Raw genomic sequence first — 22,423 nt, 5'->3', positions numbered from 1 at the left:
TAAAGAACTCGTCCTTTCATCATGGTTCATCTTTGACCTGTTAACGGTCAGATCTTCTTATTAAGCACCTGATATATCAGGCACTGCTTCCATGAAAAATGACGAAAAGTTAATAAATTATTTCCTTTCGCGTTCCAGCTTCAGGTGGCTACGCATTAATTCGCCCCGATTAGTCTGGGCAGCCAGCAGCGACAGTTCACCGCATAATACTGCTGCAGCCGCAATGACAGCGAGGCGCCTCGCATTATAGCCTGGTTCCTGTTTTTCGTTACACCCCAATAGATGCAAATTTTCCTGCACAAAATCCAGTGTCTTACCGTTACCCACGGCACCGATAATCAGGTTAGGCAAGGTGACAGAGAAATAAAGCGCATCTTGCCGTAATTCAGCATGCACGATACCCTGAGAACCCTCAATAATGTTTGCCGCATCCTGCCCTGTCGCCAGATAAAAACCCAATAGCATATTGGCAAAATGCGCATTCGCCGTGCGCAAACCACCCGCGATAATATTGCCTAGCAAGTTTTTCTTGATGTTTAACTCAATTAATTTCTCGGGGCTTGTTTTTAAAAAGCGTTTACATAACGCCCGGGAAAGGGTCACTTCAGCCACTACGTTTTTTCCGCGACCCAAGATGCCGTTAACTGCCGACACCTTTTTGTCAGAACAGTAATTGCCAGAGATGGAAACATAACGCAGATGCGGATAGTGTGAAAGAATCCAGTCTAGCAGGCGGTCAGAAGCCAGCGTGACCATATTATGGCCCGCAGCATCACCGGTCAGTAATTCAAAACGCAGATAAATCAAGGAACCCACTATCTGCATGTTCATGTCTATTAATCGGGCAAAACGGCTGGTTTCGCCGATAACGGCCTGCAATGCTTCTTTTTGCTGCCTGATCTCAACCATAGCCTGATAAGCTTCCGCCGCGGAAGCCGCTTCAATCAGGATAGAGCGGGTCATGCGTTCATCAATCAGCGTCGCATGGATACCACCTGCCTGTGTGCAAACCCTCGCTCCACGATGGGTTGATGGCCAAAGAGGTGATTCCAGGGTCGCGAGCGGCAAGGGAATATCGCCCGTCACTTCCGCACTGATAATCTTGACCGGACCTACCACTCGCATCGGGATGGCTGCGATTTGTTTTGTGTCGCCTTTATATGTATTCTGCCAGCGCATATTTTGCTTGAAATAAATGAGCCCTGAGGCTATAAAAAGGCCACCATTCTACTGGAAAAAGCATTATGACAGCAACCGAATACATCATCCTGGTGGATGAACAGGACCGGGAAACCGGCCTGGGCGAAAAGCTTGCTGTCCATGAGCAAAACCTGCTGCATCGCGCTTTTTCCGTCTTTCTTTTCCGTGAAAATCCACGGCGTGAGCTATTATTGCAACAACGCGCGCTCAACAAATACCATTCGCCTGGCCTGTGGACCAATACCTGCTGCTCCCATCCCCGCGCAGGTGAAAGCGTCATTGACGCCGGGGTGCGGCGTCTTAAGGATGAACTGGGGATCAGCACACCTCTGAAAAGCTTAGGCTGGTTCCACTATAATGCGCATTTTTCCAATGGGTTATCAGAAAATGAAATTGACCATGTGTTAATTGGCACCCTGATGGTTGAGACCCCCATCCTGCCTAATCCTGACGAAGTTCATGCTTATCGCTGGATCACGCTGGAAGATTTGGAGCAGGAGCTTGCCGCCCACCCCGAGCAATTCACCCCCTGGCTGGAAAAAGCCCTTGTTCTCGTAAAACACCACCTCATGTCCTAAGGCTAGCTTTTTAATTGATCCTTAATAGTTCGTTAACGTAAATAGTGATAAAATTTCGCTCAATTATTATAACTATTTGCACAAAAAACGAGGATTATTATGGAGTCGCGCTTACCCTTAGAGCCTCATAAAGGCCTTCTATCTTCACCCGCTTCCGAAGATGCAACCGAAAATAAAAACAAAGGCACCAGTATCATAGACTTAAAGCGAGTCAATCGTCCGAGTGTCCGCCTTTTTGAATCCCGAGATTTTGCGCGCATTCGTGAAAATAATCAGTGGGAGTTATTGTATCAAGAAATCCAGGAGTCGGATCTTTATCATGAATTACAAAATCGGATAAAGAATCAAACAAGATTAAAAAGAGAAATCGAAGCGCTCAATGAAGTGATTCATTCCCAAAACGATCAAGTACACTCCATTCAAGGCTCGCTAGATAACGTATTTAAAGAGATTGAATCCCTCTATTGCAAACACCTTAGTACAGATGAAGCCAACGCTTTTGATAAAAACAACAAAGGACTATGCAATAAAGCTTTTAAGGCATTCTCCAGGGAAGAAAAAAACAGGATGAGTGAACTACAACAGGAAAAAAAAGCATTACTGAACCAAAAACGCGACTTGCAGAACCAAAAATTTCGGAACGTTGATCAAAAAAATGACATACTGCGAAGGTTAAAAGAACTCGAAGATTACCGGGACCTGAAAAACAATTTTAGCGATATGGGCAACATATGGTTACGGGATAATACACAATATTTTGATGATACGAGATTAAGCCAGAATTGTGCTCAGGAGTTTATGCATGCGCTCTATAGTGATTCGAAACTGGCTGACATCATCATAGAAAAGCATGACGATAAAGTCAGAAAATTAAAGAAGGATCGCATGCCGCCAACCAATATTTCCTTTATCGTGGCTCAAGTGAACAAAGAACTCGTTTGCCTGGTGGCTCTCTCACGGGCTGGTGATGGAAGAACTGACAAAGAATTTTTACAAACGTTAGACCAGTTTGCAAACCAATTCAATGCGGAAAGCCGCCCTAAAATACGGTTTTGTGTTATCCAGTACTCCAGTCAACATTACCAGCAGCTCATTGGTAGAGTGGCCAGGGATTTGGGAAGCGATTACAGACCACGGACCTGCGGTGAATATGATTATGGTGCGCTAGTTGCAAAATTAAAACATGAGCATGGCAGGAACTTTGTCATAGAAGGCGTAACAAACTGTGATCTTTATCCCTATCGGCACGGCGCCAAATATGGAGAACAGGCTGATAAACGATCATCTGCTTATAAAGTGACAGAACCTATCATGCATTCCCTTTTAGATGACAGAACGTTTATTTTGCACACCAAACCCTGCTGTTCCGCCTGCCAGGACAATCGTGCCGCCTACCTTGTTACTTTAAACGGCCTTCAGCAGTATGCGCTGCGTTTGAAAGAAAAAGCGAGCCAGTTCCCTCCGGTTTCGCCAATACGGGAATTTGAAATCGAAACTTCATCGCTCTACAACTTTTTCCAGCCGTCCCCGACCGCTGTTCAAACCCGTAAAACTGTGCTAGAAACAGGGGAAGAAAAAAAGCACGAGAAAAAGCGAGAGCGCGTAGCCGAGAGCGGCGCCAACCCGTATGAAGCCACTATAAAACTTGCTACCGAACATGAGAAAAAGAAAATAAAAGTAAAGAGCTGATTATTAATGCACAAAGATGTGAATTTTTGTCGTTCGTAATAGTAGAAAAAATAATACTTCGTAAACAAATAAGGAATACACAGATGAAAAGCCGGGCAACCATTAGCATTCAACCTGATCTCGATATGGAAATAGGCATTAATTTTCATGTTGAAAAAAACTATACTGGATCAAACGCCTATCTAGAACCTGTGTATTTATATTATCAGGATCAGATTAATTACTTTAATCGCATGACCCAGCATTCATTCCATGCAGACTCCGCAAAAAAGCATCTCTCATTCGCTGAAAACTGCTTCGCCAGGGCCGCCTTTTATCTTGGCATAAATTACAATGCCATAGGACAATATGACGAAGCTGCCACTTATTTTAGAGAGGCAGCTAAAATCGCCCTAAAATTAAATGATAAAAACTTCCTCTCGTTAATCGCGTTGCATCTTGGTATTTGTTCATCCAAGCTCGGCTTGGATATTGAAACGACGCTGAGCCATTTTAATCAAGCATTGGCGGGGTTTAATAATTGCAGCGAAGCAAATAAAACTGATCAGGAATACTACTACTATAAGGCTTTATCATTATTTTACCTAGGCCAGATTTACAATAGAAACAAGAACTATGCTGAGGCGTTTAGCCACCTGAAACAGGCGCTTGATATATTTACTTTATTTAATGATATCGAAATGCAAGCAGAAAGCTGCCTGGAAATGGGAGTAAGCCAGTTACAGCTCAATCATATCGATGAAGCTATTCATCTATTCACCCAATCGCGTAATAAAAGGAGCTCCTTGACTGATACAATCAGCGCAGCAGACACTGAGCAGCTGCTGGGAATATGCCATCTCAAAAATAAAGACCCTGATCGTGCCATTCTCTTTTTAACTAAAGCATTAAAATGCTATCAAGCGAATGAATTGGACTCAGTTGCCGCTACCACCCATCTTGCTCTGGGAATCTGTTATGTTGCGGAACTCAATAATAAAATGGCAAAGAATCATCTTAAAATCGCCTTACAATTTTTGAATATCCATACCTCAGACATAACTGTATTGACTGCTGCTTATGACATACTTCAACAACTCATATCCACTGACTATCTGCATCTGTTTCAGAACTCGGAAGATGCCGTGCTCCAGGCTGTGTTCAATCAGTATAATAAAAGTTGTGAACTTAACCCAGGTATCACTTTGTCAAAGTGCTGCAAATCCTGAATCACCAAACGATATCGCTTTGTACAGAGTGCCATCCCCGCCCTAGGCGGAGACTAGTGTTTTTGTTATCGACTAGCCTGTACTGGCATTGGAATAAACCTGGCTTTCATAAACGGGATATCGCTTGCACAAAGCTGCCACTTCGCTCTTGATGCGAGAAATAGTCGTGGCATTTTGCATGTCATCCAGGATATCGCAAATCCAGTTGGCCACCTGTTCACATTCAGCTTCCTTAAAACCACGTGTCGTCACTGCCGGTGAACCAATACGCAATCCGCTGGTGATAAAAGGAGATTGAGGATCATTCGGTACGGCATTTTTATTGACAGTAATATTTGCCAGACCTAAAGCGGCTTCTGCATCCTTGCCTGTGATCTGCTTATCAATCAGATCAATCAGCAACAGATGATTATCCGTGCCACCGCTTACAATTTTGTAATTCCGCTTCAGAAGAACTTTCGCCATTGCACGTGCATTATTCAATATCTGTTGCTGATAAGTTTTAAATTCAGGCTGCAGCGCTTCATTGAAAGCAACCGCTTTTGCCGCGATCACATGCATGAGCGGACCGCCTTGTCCGCCTGGGAAAACAGCCGAGTTAAGCTTCTTTTCCAGCTCAGGATTCGCTTTGGCGAGTATCATCCCGCCGCGTGGACCGCGCAGGGTTTTATGAGTCGTTGTGGTAGTAACATCTGCAATATTGACAGGAGAAGGATAAAGCCCTGTGGCAACCAGACCAGCAACGTGTGCAATATCAGCCATTAGATAAGCATTAACACTGTCGGCAATCTTGCGAAAACGCTCCCAATCAACAATGCGAGAATATGCGGAAAAACCTGTCACAATCAATTTGGGTTTGTGCTCGTTGGCAAGTCGCTCTGCTTCATCGTAATCGATTTCACCGGTCTCGGGATGCAGGCCATAAGAATAAAAATGGTAAAGTTTACCCGAGAAATTAACTGGCGACCCGTGCGTCAAATGCCCTCCATGCGCAAGGCTCATCCCCAGCACGACATCACCCGGTTTAATCATGGCGGCATACGCTGCGGCGTTGGCTTGCGAGCCGGAGTGCGGCTGCACATTAGCATAAGCAGCGCCAAACAGTTGCTTGGCACGTTCAATCGCCAACTTTTCCGCCACATCCACAAATTCACAACCGCCGTAATAGCGCTTATCAGGGTATCCTTCGGCGTACTTGTTGGTCAGCACTGAACCCTGTACGGTCAACACATTTGGACTGACATAATTCTCCGAAGCAATGAGTTCAATATGTTCTTCCTGTCGCTTCTTTTCATTTTCAATTGATTGCCAGATGGCAAAATCGGCATTGCGTAATGGGATAGAGGGAAACATATTTTTTATCCTTTCAGTTCAGCGTTTTCGAGTACGGCCTTTGCCTGTTTTTCACGTTGCAGGCGCACAGCCTCGCGGTATTGCGGATATTTGTTGCCTAATATATTCGCTGCCATAATAGCCGCATTAATGGCTCCCGCCTTGCCTACGGCCAGCGTGCCAACAGGAATACCGGCTGGCATTTGCACAATGGAGAGTAGCGCATCTAACCCATTAACAAAGGTGGAAGACGGCATAGGAACGCCTAATACGGGCAGAAGGGTCTTGGCAGCAACAACACCCGGAAGATGCGCTGCACCACCTGCCGCCGCAATAAAGACTTCCGCGCCACGCTGCTCAGCGGACTTCAGATAATCAAACAGGGCATCGGGTGTGCGGTGCGCAGAGAGCGCGCGTGCTTCATGGGGAATATTCAGTTTATCAAGCATAAGGCTCGTTTCTTCCATGACCCCCCAATCCGATTTGGATCCCATGAGAATGCTGACGAGTATGTTGGACATAATCTGTTCCTTCTATATATGGTATGCAAGAGCTGGAAATATGTGCCTGAATTTACTTGAATCTTCATGCGATGTCGAGATGAATGGGCACTCATTCACCATCCTGCACTGTCCTCTGCCTTCCCTCTTCCATCCCGCACTTCCCCGCTCTTCTATCCCGCACTTCCCCGCTCTTCTATCCCGCACTTCCCCGCTCTTCTATCCCGCACTTCCCCGCTCTTCTATCCCGCACTGCCCGCTCTGTCATCCCGCACTGCCCGCTCTGTCATCCCGCACTTGTTGCGGGATCCGGTATCAAAAAAATAAAGGAATACATTATATTTTATACACCAGACCCCGCAACAAGTGCGGGGTGACAAGGGGAAGCGACAAGGTGGCAGAGGTATTGCAGGGTAGCGGAGGACTAAGATGATATTATTACAATACCCAAAACACCGTTAGTGCCTAAAACACCGTCTACCAGTAAACACCATCGCGATACCATGCTCATTACACGCCGCGATCACTTCTTCATCGCGAACCGATCCGCCAGGCTGTATCACTGCGCGCACACCCGTTTTACCGATCCGATCGATACTGTCACGGAAAGGAAAAAAAGCATCCGAGGCAAGTACCGTGTCATGAATCGCTTCACCTGCTTTGCGTACTGCAATATCGACGGCATCGATGCGCGATACCTGCCCTGCGCCAATACCTACGGTCATATTATTTTTAGCAATCAAAATGCCATTGGACTTAATATGCTTCAGAACCCGCCACGCAAACAGCATCGCAGCAATATCTTCCTGTCTGGGCTGCGTCTTTGTCACGATTTTTAAATCCTCCTCGCCAATCACTTGCGGGTCTTTTTCCTGCAGCAGCAGGCCGCCTGTAATAAATTTCATTTCCCATGCCGGGGATAGGCCTGTCTGGACTTCCAATACACGCAGATTAGGTTTTGCAGCCAAAATAGATAACGCTTCATCGGTATAACCCGGCGACAATATGACTTCCATAAACAGATTGGTAACGGCAGAAGCAATGGCTTTGGTGCAAAGCCGATTCAGTGCAATGATGCCACCAAATGCGGATTGGGGATCGGCCTGATGCGCACGTGTAAAGGCTTCATCTATCGTGTGTGCTGCCGCCACGCCGCAGGGATTGGCGTGTTTGACAATCACACAGGCAGGACTGTCGAACTCGCGTACACAGGAAAGCGCTGCTTCCGCATCGAGAATATTGTTGTAAGAAAGCGGTTTCCCCTGGTGCTGTCTCGCCGCCAGCACACCCGCTTTTTCCTGTTTAAACTGGTAGGCACAGGCTTTTTGATGTGGATTTTCCCCATAGCGTAACTCGGCGTGCTTTTCCAGCTGTAAATGCATTTCATCAGGGCAGGGGCTCGTTTCCGCGCCTCTTTTTTCCAGAAAATAACGATGAATCATCCCATCATAACGGCTCGTCAAGGCGAAGGCTTTCTCCGCAAGGCGGATACGGGTCTCAATCATTAGCCCCTGCTCGGCATCCAGCTCGGTCGCAATCTGGCCATAATCCGCAGGATCGACCACCACACCTACCCAGGCAAAATTCTTGGCCGCAGCTCTTACCATCGTGGGACCGCCAATATCTATGTATTCTACCGCTTCCTCCCAGGATAAGGCTTGATCGCGAATCGCCTGTGCAAAAGGATAAAAATTGACGACGACCAGATCTATCCAGGAAATTTGATGCTGCCCGGCTTCTGCAGCGTGCTTGTCGCGCTTGCCTAATATGCCGCCGTGCACTTTGGGATGCAGGGTTTTCACTCGCCCATCCAGCATTTCGGGGAGCCCGGTCAATTCATCTACCTGCTGATGGGCAATGCCCGCCTCCGCGAGCGTCCGGCTTGTCCCGCCCGTCGAGATAATCTCAACGCCATGAGCTATCAAATGGCGGGCTAGCTCGACAATACCCGTTTTATCTGACACAGAAAGTAACGCACGCTTAATGGGAATGATTTTCATTTGCATTTGCCAGAGCATCATGTTAAAAAGTTCCGCCTATTATAACGGTTCGCTCAAATTTCTAAACAAAAGGATCATTCTCATGGAACGTCTCAATTTGACAGCTTTTTTTCTCTTTACCCTTCTTCTGTCTACCGCCCTTTATGCAAGCTCACCTGCGCATTTCTATCTGCAAATGGAGAACCGCAGCGAAAAAACCACTATCCTCCGTTTTGAGCCTAATGAAAAAAACAGCCAGACTGCCGTGTATCTTATCCCTGCCCTGAACAACAACACCCCTCTGGCTGCTCACGAAAAAAGTCCGCAATATGGCGTCCATATCGAACCCCTGACCGCACAGGCTACTTTCGACATTATTTTCACTGGCAAACAGGACTGTCATTTTACAGTGGGTTATTATGGGCCTGGCAATCCAAAGGTAAGCGTCGCAGGACCCGGTTGCCTGGGTGGAGGCTATCAACTCATAGACAAAGGCAGGACTTTGCTGTTGTATATATCCGACATTAGAAGAAACAAGTAAGATAGCGCTAGCAACGAAGCGACACACAATAGAGAGGCTGCAACAATGGCAAAGATCAACTATCGCATGTTTGGACTGTTTACGTTTATTATTTTCAGCTGGGGAATCGCCTGGCCGATAAATAAAATCGGTTTACAATACATGTCGCCGCTCTGGTATACCGCACTGCGTCTCATCGTGGGGACAGTCACGATGATGGGCCTGGTCGCCGCTATCAAAAAATTTGCGTGGCCTAAAACCAAAGACATCCCTCTCATTGTGATCATTGGCTTGCTGCAAATCAGCATTTACATTTTGCTGGCGAACATTGGCCTCGCCTATTTGCCTGCCGGCCGGTCGTCTTTGCTTGCTTACACAACGCCTTTATGGGTCATGCCCGCTGCCATCCTGTTCTTTGATGAAAAAGCCGGTTGGTCACGCTGGCTAGGATTCCTTTTGGGGGTAGGCGGTCTGCTGATCCTCCTGAGCCCCTGGGAAATGAACTGGGCAGACAAGAAAGTCCTCTTCGGCAGCGCCATGCTGCTGCTCGCCTCCCTGTGCTGGGCGATCTCCATGCTTTGTGCCCGCTATATGAAGTGGACCAAATCGCCTCTGGAACTGATTCCCTGGCAGCTGCTAGTGGGCACCATTCCTATTCTGCTCTTTGCCTGGGTAAAAGAACCCGCTGTAACCATTCACTGGAATCCTGCCTTGATTCTTTCACTGATTTATACCGGGTTTCTCGTCACAGGACTCTCCTACTGGAGCGGTGTAGTCGTCAATAAAGAATTGCCTACGATGGTCGTCTCATTAGGATTCCTCGCTGTGCCTGTGTTCAGTCTGCTGGTCTCTGCTTTTTTCATGCATGAAGTCATCAACCTGCCCACAACGGTTGCCATGATATCCATTCTGCTCGGACTAATTTGTATTGTAATTTGAACTAACAAAATACCTTTATTTCAGCCAAGCCAAAACAGTCAACTAAAAATCTGTTTAAAGTAAGCTATTGATAAGATTTACTTAAGCTAACAGGTTTACAATATTTTTCTCACTATAAAAACAGTTGATGGCAGACTGAATAAAAAAATAAGGGAACCTTCTATTACATACAAAATGAGAGAGATAAAAAACCATGTTGCGAAACTTCTTTTTTGGCAAACCAAAACAGGACAATAAACCTGCACCTGCACGAGAAAAAACAGACATCAGCTATAAGAACTTTGCAAAGCGACTGACTGCAATTGGGTATGACACTGAACTGGTTCCAAGTTCGTTTATTGATCATATCGCATTCATCATGATGAATAACCCTGTGCTACTTAGCTCAAACATCCAGCACTCTGTTGATGCAGAAACCTTACCTTCAATCAAAAATAGCGACAGACCCAACCAAAATCCATATAATCGGGATGATATTATTTTGCTTCCGAAGTCATTTGATTTAGAAGCAGAAAAAGAAAAAATTAAAAAAGACGAGCTTAAACTGCATGCGTTTAAATATGACCAGAAAAATGACACATCTCATCAAAAGAGCGAAGAATCCGACCTGGATGCCATGATAAAAGAAACTGAAGCCCGCATCGAAAAAAGAAATAAACTCATTACACAATATGAAAATGAAATGAAACTCAAAATTCAAATGGAAACTTTTGTATCCTTGCGAGAAAAAATTTACGCGCTAGAACAACAACTAGCAAAAGCAGAAAAAGAATCACCTGCCAATCTGGAAGAATTGCTCGCAGATAGTAATCTTGATCCCAAAGTGCAAGCAGAGTTTATCCAGGAGCAAAGGAGGCAGTACAACGAAGGGGTCCGAGCAATCAAGCAGGAACTGCGCGATCAGCTAGCGTTATTCATTTTCACGACAAAAGAAACCATCGAGAGCCAGGCAGCAAAAGATGGTTCCGATGCCGAAATACTAGTCGACGCCGAAGAACAGCTGAAAGCGCTCGAAAATGAATTAGAAGAAAATCAACTGGCATCAATGGATGAATTCAAACCTGAGCAATTGAAGGAAGACGACAAGTTCAAAGAAGAGATAGTCGATCAAAAAGAAAATGATGATCTCTCCAAAGACAAAGAAGAAGATAATATTCTAATGAAATCTTCCTTTTTGAATTTGATGCGAAACAGCCAATCTCCCTTTAGACCTTTATCATCGTCACATATCAGACCGTTGGGTATTCTGCCTGGTTACGGGCTTGGACTTTCTCACTACAGCCTTTTTGGCGGAGGCATAAATGGAAGCAGAATTCAAACAGCAAGCCTGTTCAACAATACAACCAGTCAGCTTCCCGGCTCAAATTCAACCGGACCCAGCTTAAGACGCAGTCAGGATGGCGAAAACTCCTAAAGGAGCCGTATAGCCTCAACTAATGCCCTGCTTTCTAATTGCTGGACACGCGCCTTCACACTTTCGGGCGTGTCGCCAGCAAGGACAGGGCATTTTTTTTGTAAGATAACAGGACCAGCATCCACTTCTTCCGTGACATAATGCACGGTACAACCTGTTTCACTCACGCCTGATTCAACGACTGCCCGATGAACCTCCATATCCATTTTTCCCGCGAAAGCAGGCAATAAAGATGGATGAACATTGATGATTTTATGTTTCCATTCGGCAATAAAGTCAGCCGACAAGATGCGCATAAAACCGGTCAGCACCACCAGGTCTACGCTGCATTGGCGTAAAACCGCAGAGAGTTTTGCATCATAGGCTTCTCGCGTTAATCCTTTGGGGTCAATAAACCGTGCAGGCAGCCCGTACGTTGCTGCGCGCTCAAGAATGACGGCATCTGCCTTATTACTAATAACGATTTCGATCGTCGCAGTCAAATCACGCTGCTGGATAGCATCAATAATGGCGAGCATGTTGGTGCCGCGGGTTGAGCCCAGAATGCCTAGGCGGATCATCACAATTGACCTGCCCGCAGTCTGCGCATCTCGTCAATGCGGCGCTGAATCAGGCTGTCTGTGCCAATATCCTCGCGATGAAATAAAGGCCCCTGGATCGCGCGTATTTCTTTTTCAGCGACTTCCTCTGCTTCTGAAATGGTATGCCCTACGCCTACATAAGCCGCTGTGCGTGATCCAGTCGCAAATATTTTTCCTTCCACCGCGTTTACCGAAGCAAGATACAACTGCGCTTTATTTTTAACAGCGGCAATGTCAATGACCGCATTTTGCATCGGCGAATCCGGATAGCCTTCGGGAACTGCGTATTTACATACGGTTGCCTTGTGAGCAAAACGAACCTGTTTCCCTGATAGATTACCTGCGATCAGCGACTGACAGATCCCTACAAAATCCGATTCCAGTATGGTCAGCACATTCAAACATTCCGGATCGCCGAAGCGGGCGTTAAATTCGATCACATAAATACCATTCCGCGTGGCAATAAAACTGCCGTAGAGAATACCGATATACTTATCGTTCAATTCAGTGGAAAGCGCCCGCAGTACGGCCTCATTAATTTCGTGCGCACAATGAAGGTCTTTTTCCGTCAGGAATGGCAGACTGTGATTGGCATCGGAATAACTGCCCATTCCGCCGGTATTCGGTCCCTTGTCATTTACATAGGCACGTTTATGATCCTGAACAACAGGCATGGGAACGATATGCTCGCCGTCACTAAAACACATGAATGAAAACTCCTGTCCCAGCAGTTTTTCTTCAATCACAAAAGACTGACCTTGGGCCAGGATCGTTTTACAAAAACCAATGGCTTCTGCGAACGAATGCAAATGATCCCCAGCCACTTTCACGCCTTTGCCGCTCATCAATCCATTCGCCTTGACCACATAATTGTCGTCGCCCAATTCAGCCAGAAATTCCGCGGCCCCTTCAAGGGTATTAAAACGTCGAAAACGCGGCAGACCGGGAATGTGATATTTCTTCATCAACTCACGCGCAAAGCTTTTGCTGGTTTCAATCTGCGCTAGCTCCCGTTTAGGCCCAATTACAGGGATGCCCGCTTTCCAAAGCGCGTCAGCCAATCCTTTTTCGAGCGGCGCTTCCGGGCCAATGATCGCAAGGTCGATATGCCATTCAGGAGCGAGTCTGGCAATGGTTGCGATATCCGTGATATCGCCGACCCAATAGTGAAACGCCATTTGCTGTATGCCCGGATTGAGCGAGGTGCCGCAACAAAAAATATGCGGCTGCTGCGGCGAACGATGCAACGCCACAGCAATAGCGTGTTCACGCGCACCTGATCCAATAATAAGTATGTTCATCTTATTCTCTGTCCTTCTCACGCTGCAGCTCTAACGCCTGTATCTTTTCTTCTGTTATGTTTCCGCAAATATACATGCCGTCCATGCAGCCCATGCAAGGACGCTCAATATGATGCTGACCACGCCGTGTCACGGCTTCCACCAAATCTTCCTGTGTTTGATAAAGGAGACGATCGACACCCAAATAGTCACGGATCTGCGCTTCAGTATGGGTAGAGGCAATCAATTCTTTGCGCGAAGGAATATCAATGCCGTAAAAACAGGGATTTTTAATAGGCGGACAGGAAGAAACCAGGTAAATTTCCTTTGCGCCATATTCGCGAACCATTTTAATGATTTCGCGGGAAGTCGTGCCGCGTACAATGCTGTCATCCACAATCAGTACTTTTTTATTTTCTATTTCGGTGCGCTGCGGCGTCAATTTATAGCGAACGCTGCGTGAGCGCGCCTTCTGATTGGGCATAATAAAAGTACGCCCTATAAATGGATTTTTATATAAGCCTTCTGAATAACGCACCCCCAGCTCATGGGCAAATGACAGGGCCGCCGTATTGGCTGTAAAAGGGGCGGGAATGACCACATCAGGCAGTATGTCGGGATAAACCTGCTTCCATTGCCGCGCCAGATTTTGCCCCATGCGCAGCCGCGAACGATAAACACTGACGCCATCCAATGTTGAGTCTGGTCGTGAAAAATAGACATATTCAAATACGCACGGCGTAAATGCTTTTGCCTGAACCACCTGCCTGAACAGCTTACCTGCCTTATTTACATAAGCGACTTCGCCCGGTTGCAAATCACCTTGTGGTTCAAAGCCCAGCGCATAAAATGCGGTGGTTTCCGAAGCGAAGATATAGTCACTCGTTCCGTCTTCACGCTTGCGCTCGCCCCAGACTAAAGGACGGATGCCGTGCGGATCACGAAACGCAACCAGGCCTTTTCCGATCACGACACTGACAACTGAAAAAGATCCTTCCACTCGTTCATAAATCGTTTGAACAGAACGGCATAATTTTTGAAAGAATGCTTCTTCATCGTTATCGGCATAAGAACCTGTAGCCAGGTTATCCGCAAGCAAAAGCAGGAGTGCTTCGGAATCGAGTGTAGAATTTAAATGCCGATGCTGCTTGCCGCAAATATCATCTGCTAATGCCTTGTAGTTCACCAGATTGCCATTATGCGCAAGTGCAATACCGCGCGGGCTTCCTACCCAGAGCGGTTGAATATCAGATTCACTATAACCGCCCGCGGTAGGATAGCGGGTATGAGCAATGCCTATATTACCTTTGAGCGGAATCAAATCACGCGGTGTGAAAATTTCCCGCACAAGTCCCAAACCATGTTTGGGATAAAATCGCTCATCGCACGTTAATATGCCCGCCGCATCCTGTCCCCGATGCTGCAAATGAATAAGACTATCATAGAGTTCTGCTGCTACCGGTTCATGACTATAAATGCCAACTATGCCGCACATGTTTGTTTCCGAAAGTTATGTTTGGTTATGCCGTTATTTCATCACTAACGCTCAACATTGCGTGTTGATTCCGGTCAATGGATCCCGCGGACAAGCCGCGGGACGACGGATGAAGACTTGCACTACGCAACCGCCATTCGCGGCTTGCCCATGATCCAGTTATCGGTTTAACCCAAATACCCTGCCACATTGCGCAAAATGCGCTGCTCAATGGATTCAGGCTTTTGCATAAAAGCAAATTTCATGCTGGTAATCATTTCGTACAATTGAATATAACGAGAAGCCAAGGTCACGACTAATTCTTCTGGCGCCTCAGGCAGCACTTTGTCCTGATACGGATCACAGTGTTTGGCAAACCATAACCGTAAAAACTCTTTATCGATATTTTCAGGCTCTTCGCCTTTGGCAACACGTTCGGCATAACTGCTAGCGAGCCAGTATCGGCTGGAATCGGGTGTGTGAATTTCATCAACTACGATAATACGGCCATCACGATCGCGGCCGAATTCATATTTGGTGTCAACCAAGATCAAACCGTGTTTTGCCGCAATTTCTGCACCACGATGATAGAGCTTTAATGCCAACGCACTTGCTTCATCCCAATCTGCCTGCGTCATCCAGCCTTCGGTGACAATTTCGCTGGGACTGATGGGACGATCGTGTACCGCTTCTTTAGTAGTCGGTGTTAATACTGGCTGGTCAAGCTTCTGATTCTTACGGAGTCCTTCCGGAAAACGAATACCGCAATAATCGCGCACGCCTTTTTGATATTGCGTCCACAATGACGTGCCCGTCGTGCCGGTAATATAACCGCGCACCACAAATTCAACAGGAAATACGCTGCATTTTTTGGCGATCACTACATTGGGATCCGGCACAGCGATTAAATGATTGGGAACAATTTCCTCTGTCTGCTGAAACCACCACGCACTGGTCAGGTTCAGCACCTGGCCTTTGTAAGGAATCAGCGCCAGCTGCCGGTCAAAAGCCGTCAGCCGGTCTGTGGTCACCAGCATCAGCCTGTCGCCTAGGTCATACGTGTCACGTACCTTGCCCTGGTATTTTTTACCGAAAGCAAAATGGGTTTCTGTTAAACAAAAAGGAATCGCTTCGCGAATGGTTTCCAGAGAAAAATCAGCAGTATTGGTAGCAATCATGGGCATAGGGGTTAAATATAATGTTAGTGTGTAAAATCCTGTCCACCAGGTCCGTTATGTTAGCGTTTTCCGCAGTAAATTGCCACAAAATACCATATTGTAGCAATTTAACTGCTTGAATAGAAAAGTGATCTTCTAGCGTTTGCTGCTTTTGACGGCCGTGCAGATCCTCTTTCGCACGCACCAGGAAAGTGACTGAAGCCGGTTTTTTGATTTCAGCGGGCGAGATCGCGACTTCCTTCCTTTCGTTATAGAGCACACCGCTTTGTTTGATACGCTGAATCACCGCAGGTTCACACTGCACCTCCCAATGCACCTGGCGCTTGACCGTCACAGGGAATCCCAGCTGGCGCAAGGTATTTTGCACCGTCAGTGCATGATTATCGGTGATCATCAGCTCAACGATGCATTCATGACTGTTCGCCGGTTTGGTATAAGCAGGCAAAGGGTTGCGGCGCGGATAATAATAAAGCGGCACAGTCTGATCGAGACGTCCTTCCGCGATAAAATCGCGCATCGATAAAAAGATCGCATCACCGTTTGGGGTACGTTCCGGATGCGGCATCATGGCCATTACATTGCCTGCCTTGTTGGAGATGGCGGCAATATTGCGCAATGAACCGTTCGGATTCACCGGAAAATGATCCACAATAGCGCCAGTTGCATCACAATACTGGAAGACATTCAGGCCCTGCATCTCAACTTCTGTCAGCAAGGCTTCTGTCATGACAAACCGTCCTTCCGCATGTGCGACAGGGACGTGAAGCACCGTCTCGGCAGTCAAATGACGGGTAAAAGCATTGCGTTGATACTGGTCCGAAAGGCGCATGTGGATCCAGGCATTATAATAACCTGTTCCCAGGATTTTCCCTTCGGCAATACGTTTATTTTCCGTAAGCGCCATGCCAACTTTGTTGTTTTCGAGCCCTGGCACAAGGCCGGTTTCTACCAGTATTTGTGCGCCGTTACAAATCCCGAGTACAGGCTTGCCTTTTTCACTTTGTGCCTTTATTTCCTGCATGACCGGGTCAAGCGCGGCAATGATGCCAGCACGCGAACGGTCTTCGTAGGAAAATCCGCCGACAATGACATAACCATCCATGCCACGGAGTTTTTCGCTGGGTTCGTTCCATAAAAACTCAACAGGGTCCATTTCCGCGCGCCGGAGCGCCTGCATGGTTTCACGTTCGCAATTGGAACCCGGAAATTGAACAACGGCAATGCGCATGTCAGATTAACCTCACCTCTTGTTTGCCGTTTGTGACACGGCCTATTTCATATAACGGGAAAGCAGGGAAAACGGACAGCGCGGCGCGCATTTCCGTGATCACTTCCGGAGAAACGATCATGATGAGCCCCACCCCCATGTTAAAGGTACGATACCGCTCAACCTCTTCAAGCTTGCCTAGGCTTGCCAGCAGCTGGAAGATGGGCAGCACCGGACAGGCTTCTTTTCGGATTTCCACAGCACAATGTGAGGGTAAAATCCTTGGAATGTTTTCAAGCAGGCCGCCGCCAGTAATATGCGCCATGCCTTTGATGTGAACATGATTGGCCAGCAGGTGAAGCACAGGCCGCGTGTAATTGATGTGCGGTGTCAGCAATGCCTCGCCTACCGATTGGCCCAGCTCGGGGAGCACTGTATCAACCGTATAACCGCCCACATCGAAAAAGAGTTTGCGCGCAAGCGAATAGCCGTTGGTATGCAAGCCGCTGGAAGCAAAAGCCATTACTACATCGCCGGGTTCAATATCGCCGCCCAAAATCGCCTTGTCTTTTTCCACTACACCCGTCACCACCCCCACCAGATCATGTTCACCGGGTAAATAGGTGCCGGGCATTTCAGCTGTCTCACCGCCCACCAGTGAAATTTCATTTTCGCGGCAGGCCTTCACCATACCCAATACAATCTGTTCGATAACGTCAGGTTTCAGTTTGTCATTGGCAATGTAATCCAGCAGTGTAAGCGGTTTCGCTCCCAGTACAATAATGTCATTCGTCGTAGCGCTCACCAGGTCCATGCCGATGGTATCAAACTTTTGCATCATTTTAGCTACCATCATTTTCGTGCCCACCCCATCAATGCTCTGCACAAGAATAGGATGATGGTACTGCTCCATCAGCGGTTTCAAATCAAACATCGCCCCGAAACTGCCGATATTTGTTAGCACGTATGGCGAAAAAGTGCTTTCCACCGCTCGTTTAATGCGGCGTACGGCTTCATTACCGGCTTCAATATCAACGCCCGCGGCTTTGTAATTGAGGGTGGTCATTATAGTAATTTCTCCCTTAAGCCCTGTTCCCAGGCAACTTTTGCCGCACTGAGAGGCAGATCAATGACTTCATTCATCACGAGACGTGGCTCGGCAATCGTCTCCCCTAACACCATCAGAGGTACCTGCTTTTCCTCAAACAGTTTGCGTAATTCTTTTAACTTATCGCGCGCCACCTCCAGCACAAACCCACCGGTTTCGCCAAACAATTTTTTCTCTATGGCCAACTCCCCGGGGACATCAACCTTCATGCCAATCTGGTTTTTAAAACTCATTTCCGCCAGGGCGCAAGCGAGACCGCCTTCGGAAATATCATGTGCGGAGAGCACAAGACCCTGTTGAATCGCCGCCTGCACAGCATGGATTTCCCGTGCAAAAGTCGACAAATCTGGCTTGGGAACTTGGCTGCCCAACTCGCCATTTAATTGGTAGTAAACACTGCCGCCGCATTCGTCCCGGCGTTCGCCAATTAAAATCAGCATGGTTTCTGGCCGCTTGAGATCATAGGTCAGCGCCTTGGTCACATCCGGCATAGCGCCCAGACAACTGATCATGGGGCTCGGAGGGATCGCGCCCGCTGCTGATTCGTTATAAAACGAAACATTACCTGCCACCACCGGCAAGGTAGCCTCAGGGTGGTCTTTCAATGTTACCGCACGGCAGGCATCAGCGATGCCACGCACGGATGCGACAAATTCATGCATCTGCTCCGGCTTTTCCGGATTGCCAAAACACAGGCAGTCCGTCAGCGCAAGCGGTGTTGCGCCGACGGCCACCACATTACGTACAGCCTCGACGACGGCATTCACTGCGCCCCAATAAGCATCAATCTGGTTATAGCGCGGGTTATGGTCTAATGAAAGTGCAACGCCCGTCTTTCGTATTTCTTCTGGATAGCTTTCATCATTGAATGGCTGCATCACGCCTGCATCTGCTGAGCCCGCTTCAATGACTGTTCTTCCTTGGACCTGCTTATCATAAGTTTCAAAAATAGGCGCGCGCGAGGCGATATTTTCATGCGCCAACAGCTTTAATAAGACGGTATTAAAATCAGCGGGAGAAACAAGATCGGGTTCCGATAAAACCTGCGTTGGTGCAGTATAGGAGCGATCATACACAATTCCTTTGGTCACATCGCAGGCTCTCGCCCGCACCAATTCCCTGCCCTGATGCCGGACAACATAAAGGCCGTCCGTCCGTATCCTGCCTACCACCGAGGCACAGGCTCCCTGTGAGACGCGGGGCAAAGCAAAGGTTTCATTGTAATGGGATAGCACCATCTCGGCCAGGTCAGGCGGAACAACCCACATAAAGCGTTCCTGCGTTTCAGAACACAGCACAACCGCTGGCAGTAAGCCCTCCATGCTAGTGGGCACTTGTTCCAAATCAATTTCCGCGCCATAGCCACCCGCTTCTGCAAGTTCAACGCTAGCGCAGGCAATGCCGCCTGCGCCCAAATCTTTGAAGCCCACTTTATCCAGCAGGTTCTTTTCCCGAAGATGTCTGAACAGAGCATAATTGGCTTTTAAAAGATGGCGCTGGAGGAAAGCATTCGGCTCTTGGACTGCGCCCTTATTGCGTTCTTTGTGTTCCTCACGCAGCGTAGACGAGGCAAAGCTCGCACCGCCAAAGCCGCTGTTATCCGTAGGCTTGCCCACCAGGATAAACACGTGATTTTCTGCATGGGGCGGCGCGTAGGAATGGATAACATGATCTTCTCGCACCACACCGAGCGTGACGACTGTTACCAAGCAGTTTTCGTTATAGCCGGGATCGTAATAAAGATCGCCTGCCAGATTGGGCACGCCGATGGGGTTGCCATAGCCTGCAATTCCACCCACAACACCTTCATGGATCCAGTGAGTCTTGGAACGCGTAATATCCCCAAAGCGTAAGCTGTCAGCGACCGCAATGACTTCTGCCCCCATGCAGCAGACGTCACGGATATTACCGCCTACGCCGGTAGCTGCACCTTCATAAGGCACGATCTGGGAAGGATGATTATGGGACTCGTGGCTGATCACGACTCCATACCGCTTGCCCTGGTTATCGGCAGCCACTGCTACAATACCAGCATCCTCTCGGGGGCCCAGGATGACATAAGGGGCCTCGGTCACAAACTGCTTGAGATGGGGGCGGCTGCTTTTATAAGAACAATGCTCGGACCCCTGAATGGACCACAAAACGCATTCGGCAAAGGTCGGCGGCCGCTTTAAGAGGGCTTGCTGGATCGTCAGTGCTTCATCGACGGTCAAGCCAAGCTGATACTGCTGTAATAGCGCTTGAATCGCCTCGCGTGACATAGCGGAAAAATCAAGAATATCGGGTGTTGACTGCATTGCGTAGATGCCCTGTGTCATGCCGGAATTGAGCATAAGATAAAGGGGTTTGCGCAAATAATCCAGTCTGGCATCCGGAAAAGATGATGTTACCTCAACTGCCATTCTCGCGCCAGCGCGGGGATGACAAATTTAGTAACAGGGCGTCCAATGATGCCAGGGAAAATTTTACACACTTAGCGGAACCGGCGGCCTGAGCTATATCCACTATGCGCAAACTCTTTATCCGAGATTTCAACGTTTGGCTTTGAGTGGTAAACGACCGGATTCAGTTCGACGGGTATCGCTTTTTCTTTAAGCCAGGCAAGGTGTTCATCGACTTTTTCCTGAAGCATTTTTTTATTGGAACTGATATAAACCTCCTCACTAAAAATGACAGACAAGGGTTCCCCAAGCGCTTCACTTTTATTCTGTATTGCTTTTTTCAACTCTCTTTTCAAGTCGAGATAAAAATTGATGCCGCGATCTTTTCCGCTGCTGTCAACGAGTATAATTTCATCAAAGTCATCAAACTGATTCAGGGTCTTTTGTTTATCCGTATCCTCGTCCAGGTATTTTTCTATGTCCAGCACACCCACCCTGAGATTGGCTTTAGCTCCGTAATGTTGGATGTATTTTTTCTTTATCTCTTCCAATTTTGTAATGGCTTGATCCAGTGAACACCTGTTTTTTTGGTCGGGATCCGCTGCGTCATAATGCGTCATCTCGTGAATGCACGCGAGAATCTCCCTCAGTAATTGCCCGCCGAATTTGTCTTTAGGCATACATCCATTATCAAGAAAATAAGGATGGCTTTCGTTTACAATAAACGTATTTTCCATCCACTCTTTAATCGGTTTCCAATCATCCGTCTGTTCATCAACGGCGTCACTGTTATCAAACATGCCAAACCAGCCTGCCAAAAGCGCGCCATAACCGTAAACCTCCGTTTTTTGACTATATATAAATTGAGGTGACCTGGAAGGGTCATCCTGACAAGCCACCATCTCCGCTCTAAGCTCGGGCGCAACGACATCAATCGATCCCGCCAAAGAAGTACTAACATATTTTCCATCCGGATCGGCTTTGACAGACAAGCCAAAATCAATGAGTTTTGCTTCTAGTTCGGATAAGTTTGCAACGATATTTGCCTCTTTAATATCGCGGTGCAAAATGAAACCTTTTTCTTCGAACAGTGTCTTGCCAGCCCTCAGTATTTCTATCGCTATTTGTAGTCGAATCGGGGGCGGGATACGCAAGATGAAGTCTTTTTCCTGATCCACTAACGACTGAATCGTTTCGCCTTCTTCAAGCTCCATCAGCAGCATATAATGCTCAAGATTTTTACTGGGTGAACGCCTGCCTTTAATCGGCGTCAGAGGACTTCGTTTGAGATCTGTTAACAACATTTTTTCAGCTTCAGCAAGCGAACGAAGCTTTTTTTCAGATCCGCTCTTGATAGCCTGCTTTTTTAAAGCGTACCACTTCCCAGTTTCAATGTTTTGAGCGATCACCACTTTTCCAAAAGCACCCTTACCAAGGGTTACTTCGGGATAAATAGCATAATAACTGAACCCTTGTAACGAGGAGCGATCTTTCAATTTAATAAAACTAAATTTCGTTCCCAATTCTTTTTTGCTGAGTAAAACATCTTCCGATTCTTTAATCCTTCCCTCTTCTTCTGCATAAGCAATAGCAGTTTGCACTGTATTGATAGAAGACCAGCCTGCCGGCATCAACCTGCCGTCTTTATCAAGATCGCTTGTCTTGATGCCTTCGGGCAAAGCAGGAATTTTTTTACAATCACCTCATCTTTTCCACGACTGTGTTTTTTGCGAAGAAACATAGCGTTCTCATCCACTCCCGTTTTTTGATTTTTTACATACAAAAAAGTATAGCATTGAATGCCGATGTTGGTGTCATAAGCTTAAATTTGCTTAAAAAACAAAACACTAACTGT

At 47.2% G+C, this 22,423-nt stretch carries 19 protein-coding genes; 7 read left to right on the top strand and 12 right to left on the bottom strand.

Annotation, left to right across the window (positions count from 1 at the left end; translation table 11 throughout):
- Positions 1–117 precede the first annotated feature (117 nt).
- Positions 118–1,179 carry a hydroxymethylglutaryl-CoA reductase gene (locus AQUSIP_RS02320; protein WP_114834050.1) on the bottom strand — a complete coding sequence of 354 codons (1,062 nt, stop codon included), beginning with the start codon at positions 1,177–1,179 and terminating at the stop codon, positions 118–120.
- Between the two features lie 65 nt (positions 1,180–1,244).
- Between AQUSIP_RS02320 and idi the strand changes: the two genes are divergently transcribed.
- The 3 genes from idi (at position 1,245) to AQUSIP_RS02305 (ending at position 4,675) form a co-directional block, all read left to right on the top strand.
- On the top strand, positions 1,245–1,778 hold the full coding sequence (idi, locus tag AQUSIP_RS02315) for an isopentenyl-diphosphate Delta-isomerase (RefSeq protein ID WP_114834051.1): 534 nt from the start codon (positions 1,245–1,247) through the stop codon (positions 1,776–1,778).
- Between the two features lie 99 nt (positions 1,779–1,877).
- Complete coding sequence (locus AQUSIP_RS02310; protein WP_114834052.1) at positions 1,878–3,467, top strand: hypothetical protein; 1,590 nt, start codon at positions 1,878–1,880, stop codon at positions 3,465–3,467.
- Between the two features lie 83 nt (positions 3,468–3,550).
- Positions 3,551–4,675, top strand: coding sequence for a tetratricopeptide repeat protein (locus tag AQUSIP_RS02305; protein ID WP_114834053.1), 1,125 nt, complete (start codon positions 3,551–3,553; stop codon positions 4,673–4,675).
- Between the two features lie 72 nt (positions 4,676–4,747).
- Here AQUSIP_RS02305 and glyA read toward each other — a convergent pair whose 3' ends face one another.
- Together glyA and purE are read right to left on the bottom strand one after the other, a co-directional pair.
- Positions 4,748–6,028 (bottom strand): serine hydroxymethyltransferase, encoded by a 1,281-nt coding sequence (glyA, locus tag AQUSIP_RS02300; protein WP_114834054.1) that lies wholly within the window; start codon positions 6,026–6,028, stop codon positions 4,748–4,750.
- Positions 6,029–6,033: 5 nt separating this feature from the next.
- Positions 6,034–6,528, bottom strand: a complete 495-nt coding sequence (gene purE, locus AQUSIP_RS02295; RefSeq protein ID WP_114834055.1) for a 5-(carboxyamino)imidazole ribonucleotide mutase — start codon at positions 6,526–6,528, stop codon at positions 6,034–6,036.
- Between the two features lie 66 nt (positions 6,529–6,594).
- Here purE and AQUSIP_RS02290 point away from each other — a divergent pair, with 66 nt between their 5' ends.
- Complete coding sequence (locus AQUSIP_RS02290; RefSeq protein ID WP_147277473.1) at positions 6,595–6,834, top strand: hypothetical protein; 240 nt, start codon at positions 6,595–6,597, stop codon at positions 6,832–6,834.
- Between the two features lie 131 nt (positions 6,835–6,965).
- On the opposite strand, the gene purH is transcribed toward AQUSIP_RS02290, so the two are convergent.
- On the bottom strand, positions 6,966–8,528 hold the full coding sequence (gene purH, locus AQUSIP_RS02285; protein ID WP_267896348.1) for a bifunctional phosphoribosylaminoimidazolecarboxamide formyltransferase/IMP cyclohydrolase: 1,563 nt from the start codon (positions 8,526–8,528) through the stop codon (positions 6,966–6,968).
- Between the two features lie 61 nt (positions 8,529–8,589).
- On the opposite strand from purH, the gene AQUSIP_RS02280 reads away from it, so the two are divergent.
- From AQUSIP_RS02280 to AQUSIP_RS02270, 3 genes are all read left to right on the top strand, one after another.
- Positions 8,590–9,027, top strand: a complete 438-nt coding sequence (locus AQUSIP_RS02280; RefSeq protein ID WP_147277474.1) for a hypothetical protein — start codon at positions 8,590–8,592, stop codon at positions 9,025–9,027.
- A 45-nt stretch (positions 9,028–9,072) separates the two neighbouring features.
- Entirely contained in the window at positions 9,073–9,945 is an 873-nt protein-coding gene (locus tag AQUSIP_RS02275; RefSeq protein WP_114834057.1) for a DMT family transporter, read from the top strand.
- Positions 9,946–10,138: 193 nt separating this feature from the next.
- Positions 10,139–11,359 (top strand): GumC domain-containing protein, encoded by a 1,221-nt coding sequence (locus AQUSIP_RS02270; RefSeq protein ID WP_114834058.1) that lies wholly within the window; start codon positions 10,139–10,141, stop codon positions 11,357–11,359.
- On the opposite strand, the gene purN is transcribed toward AQUSIP_RS02270, so the two are convergent.
- The 8 genes from purN to AQUSIP_RS02230 form a co-directional block, all read right to left on the bottom strand.
- Entirely contained in the window at positions 11,356–11,919 is a 564-nt protein-coding gene (gene purN / locus AQUSIP_RS02265) for a phosphoribosylglycinamide formyltransferase (RefSeq protein ID WP_114834059.1), read from the bottom strand. The genes AQUSIP_RS02270 and purN overlap by 4 nt on opposite strands.
- Positions 11,919–13,241: a phosphoribosylamine--glycine ligase gene (purD, locus tag AQUSIP_RS02260; RefSeq protein WP_114834060.1), complete on the bottom strand. Its 1,323-nt coding sequence runs from the start codon at positions 13,239–13,241 to the stop codon at positions 11,919–11,921. The genes purN and purD overlap by 1 nt, the downstream gene beginning before the upstream one ends.
- Position 13,242: 1 nt before the next feature.
- The gene (purF, locus tag AQUSIP_RS02255) at positions 13,243–14,715 is read right to left on the bottom strand and encodes an amidophosphoribosyltransferase (RefSeq protein WP_114834061.1); all 1,473 of its coding nucleotides are present in this window, start codon (positions 14,713–14,715) and stop codon (positions 13,243–13,245) included.
- A gap of 167 nt (positions 14,716–14,882) precedes the next feature.
- Entirely contained in the window at positions 14,883–15,878 is a 996-nt protein-coding gene (locus AQUSIP_RS02250; protein WP_114834062.1) for a phosphoribosylaminoimidazolesuccinocarboxamide synthase, read from the bottom strand.
- Positions 15,850–17,100, bottom strand: coding sequence for a phosphoribosylformylglycinamidine synthase I (gene purQ / locus AQUSIP_RS02245; RefSeq protein ID WP_114834063.1), 1,251 nt, complete (start codon positions 17,098–17,100; stop codon positions 15,850–15,852). Before purQ ends, AQUSIP_RS02250 begins: the two co-directional genes overlap by 29 nt.
- A gap of 1 nt (position 17,101) precedes the next feature.
- Positions 17,102–18,145 (bottom strand): phosphoribosylformylglycinamidine cyclo-ligase, encoded by a 1,044-nt coding sequence (purM, locus tag AQUSIP_RS02240; protein ID WP_114834064.1) that lies wholly within the window; start codon positions 18,143–18,145, stop codon positions 17,102–17,104.
- On the bottom strand, positions 18,145–20,484 hold the full coding sequence (gene purL, locus AQUSIP_RS02235) for a phosphoribosylformylglycinamidine synthase subunit PurL (RefSeq protein WP_114834095.1): 2,340 nt from the start codon (positions 20,482–20,484) through the stop codon (positions 18,145–18,147). Before purL ends, purM begins: the two co-directional genes overlap by 1 nt.
- A gap of 176 nt (positions 20,485–20,660) precedes the next feature.
- The gene (locus AQUSIP_RS02230; protein ID WP_147277475.1) at positions 20,661–22,247 is read right to left on the bottom strand and encodes a protein kinase family protein; all 1,587 of its coding nucleotides are present in this window, start codon (positions 22,245–22,247) and stop codon (positions 20,661–20,663) included.
- Positions 22,248–22,423 lie beyond the last annotated feature (176 nt).

Origin of the sequence: Aquicella lusitana, from assembly GCF_902459475.1 — a bacterium.
In the GTDB taxonomy this organism is placed as follows: Bacteria; Pseudomonadota; Gammaproteobacteria; order DSM-16500; family DSM-16500; genus Aquicella; species Aquicella lusitana.
The sequence above is the reverse complement of the archived record's forward strand: the minus strand, read 5'-3'. Positions and strand labels throughout refer to the sequence as shown.

Bases quoted from the DNA above. Each gene is read 5' to 3' on its own strand.
- AQUSIP_RS02320 (WP_114834050.1), bottom strand. From the start codon at position 1,179: ATGCGCTGGCAGAATACATATAAAGGCGACACAAAACAAATCGCAGCC.
- idi (WP_114834051.1), top strand. From the start codon at position 1,245: ATGACAGCAACCGAATACATCATCCTGGTGGATGAACAGGACCGGGAA.
- AQUSIP_RS02310 (WP_114834052.1), top strand. From the start codon at position 1,878: ATGGAGTCGCGCTTACCCTTAGAGCCTCATAAAGGCCTTCTATCTTCA.
- AQUSIP_RS02305 (WP_114834053.1), top strand. From the start codon at position 3,551: ATGAAAAGCCGGGCAACCATTAGCATTCAACCTGATCTCGATATGGAA.
- glyA (WP_114834054.1), bottom strand. From the start codon at position 6,028: ATGTTTCCCTCTATCCCATTACGCAATGCCGATTTTGCCATCTGGCAA.
- purE (WP_114834055.1), bottom strand. From the start codon at position 6,528: ATGTCCAACATACTCGTCAGCATTCTCATGGGATCCAAATCGGATTGG.
- AQUSIP_RS02290 (WP_147277473.1), top strand. From the start codon at position 6,595: ATGCGATGTCGAGATGAATGGGCACTCATTCACCATCCTGCACTGTCC.
- purH (WP_267896348.1), bottom strand. From the start codon at position 8,528: ATGATGCTCTGGCAAATGCAAATGAAAATCATTCCCATTAAGCGTGCG.
- AQUSIP_RS02280 (WP_147277474.1), top strand. From the start codon at position 8,590: ATGGAACGTCTCAATTTGACAGCTTTTTTTCTCTTTACCCTTCTTCTG.
- AQUSIP_RS02275 (WP_114834057.1), top strand. From the start codon at position 9,073: ATGGCAAAGATCAACTATCGCATGTTTGGACTGTTTACGTTTATTATT.
- AQUSIP_RS02270 (WP_114834058.1), top strand. From the start codon at position 10,139: ATGTTGCGAAACTTCTTTTTTGGCAAACCAAAACAGGACAATAAACCT.
- purN (WP_114834059.1), bottom strand. From the start codon at position 11,919: ATGATCCGCCTAGGCATTCTGGGCTCAACCCGCGGCACCAACATGCTC.
- purD (WP_114834060.1), bottom strand. From the start codon at position 13,241: ATGAACATACTTATTATTGGATCAGGTGCGCGTGAACACGCTATTGCT.
- purF (WP_114834061.1), bottom strand. From the start codon at position 14,715: ATGTGCGGCATAGTTGGCATTTATAGTCATGAACCGGTAGCAGCAGAA.
- AQUSIP_RS02250 (WP_114834062.1), bottom strand. From the start codon at position 15,878: ATGCCCATGATTGCTACCAATACTGCTGATTTTTCTCTGGAAACCATT.
- purQ (WP_114834063.1), bottom strand. From the start codon at position 17,100: ATGCGCATTGCCGTTGTTCAATTTCCGGGTTCCAATTGCGAACGTGAA.
- purM (WP_114834064.1), bottom strand. From the start codon at position 18,145: ATGACCACCCTCAATTACAAAGCCGCGGGCGTTGATATTGAAGCCGGT.
- purL (WP_114834095.1), bottom strand. From the start codon at position 20,484: ATGCAGTCAACACCCGATATTCTTGATTTTTCCGCTATGTCACGCGAG.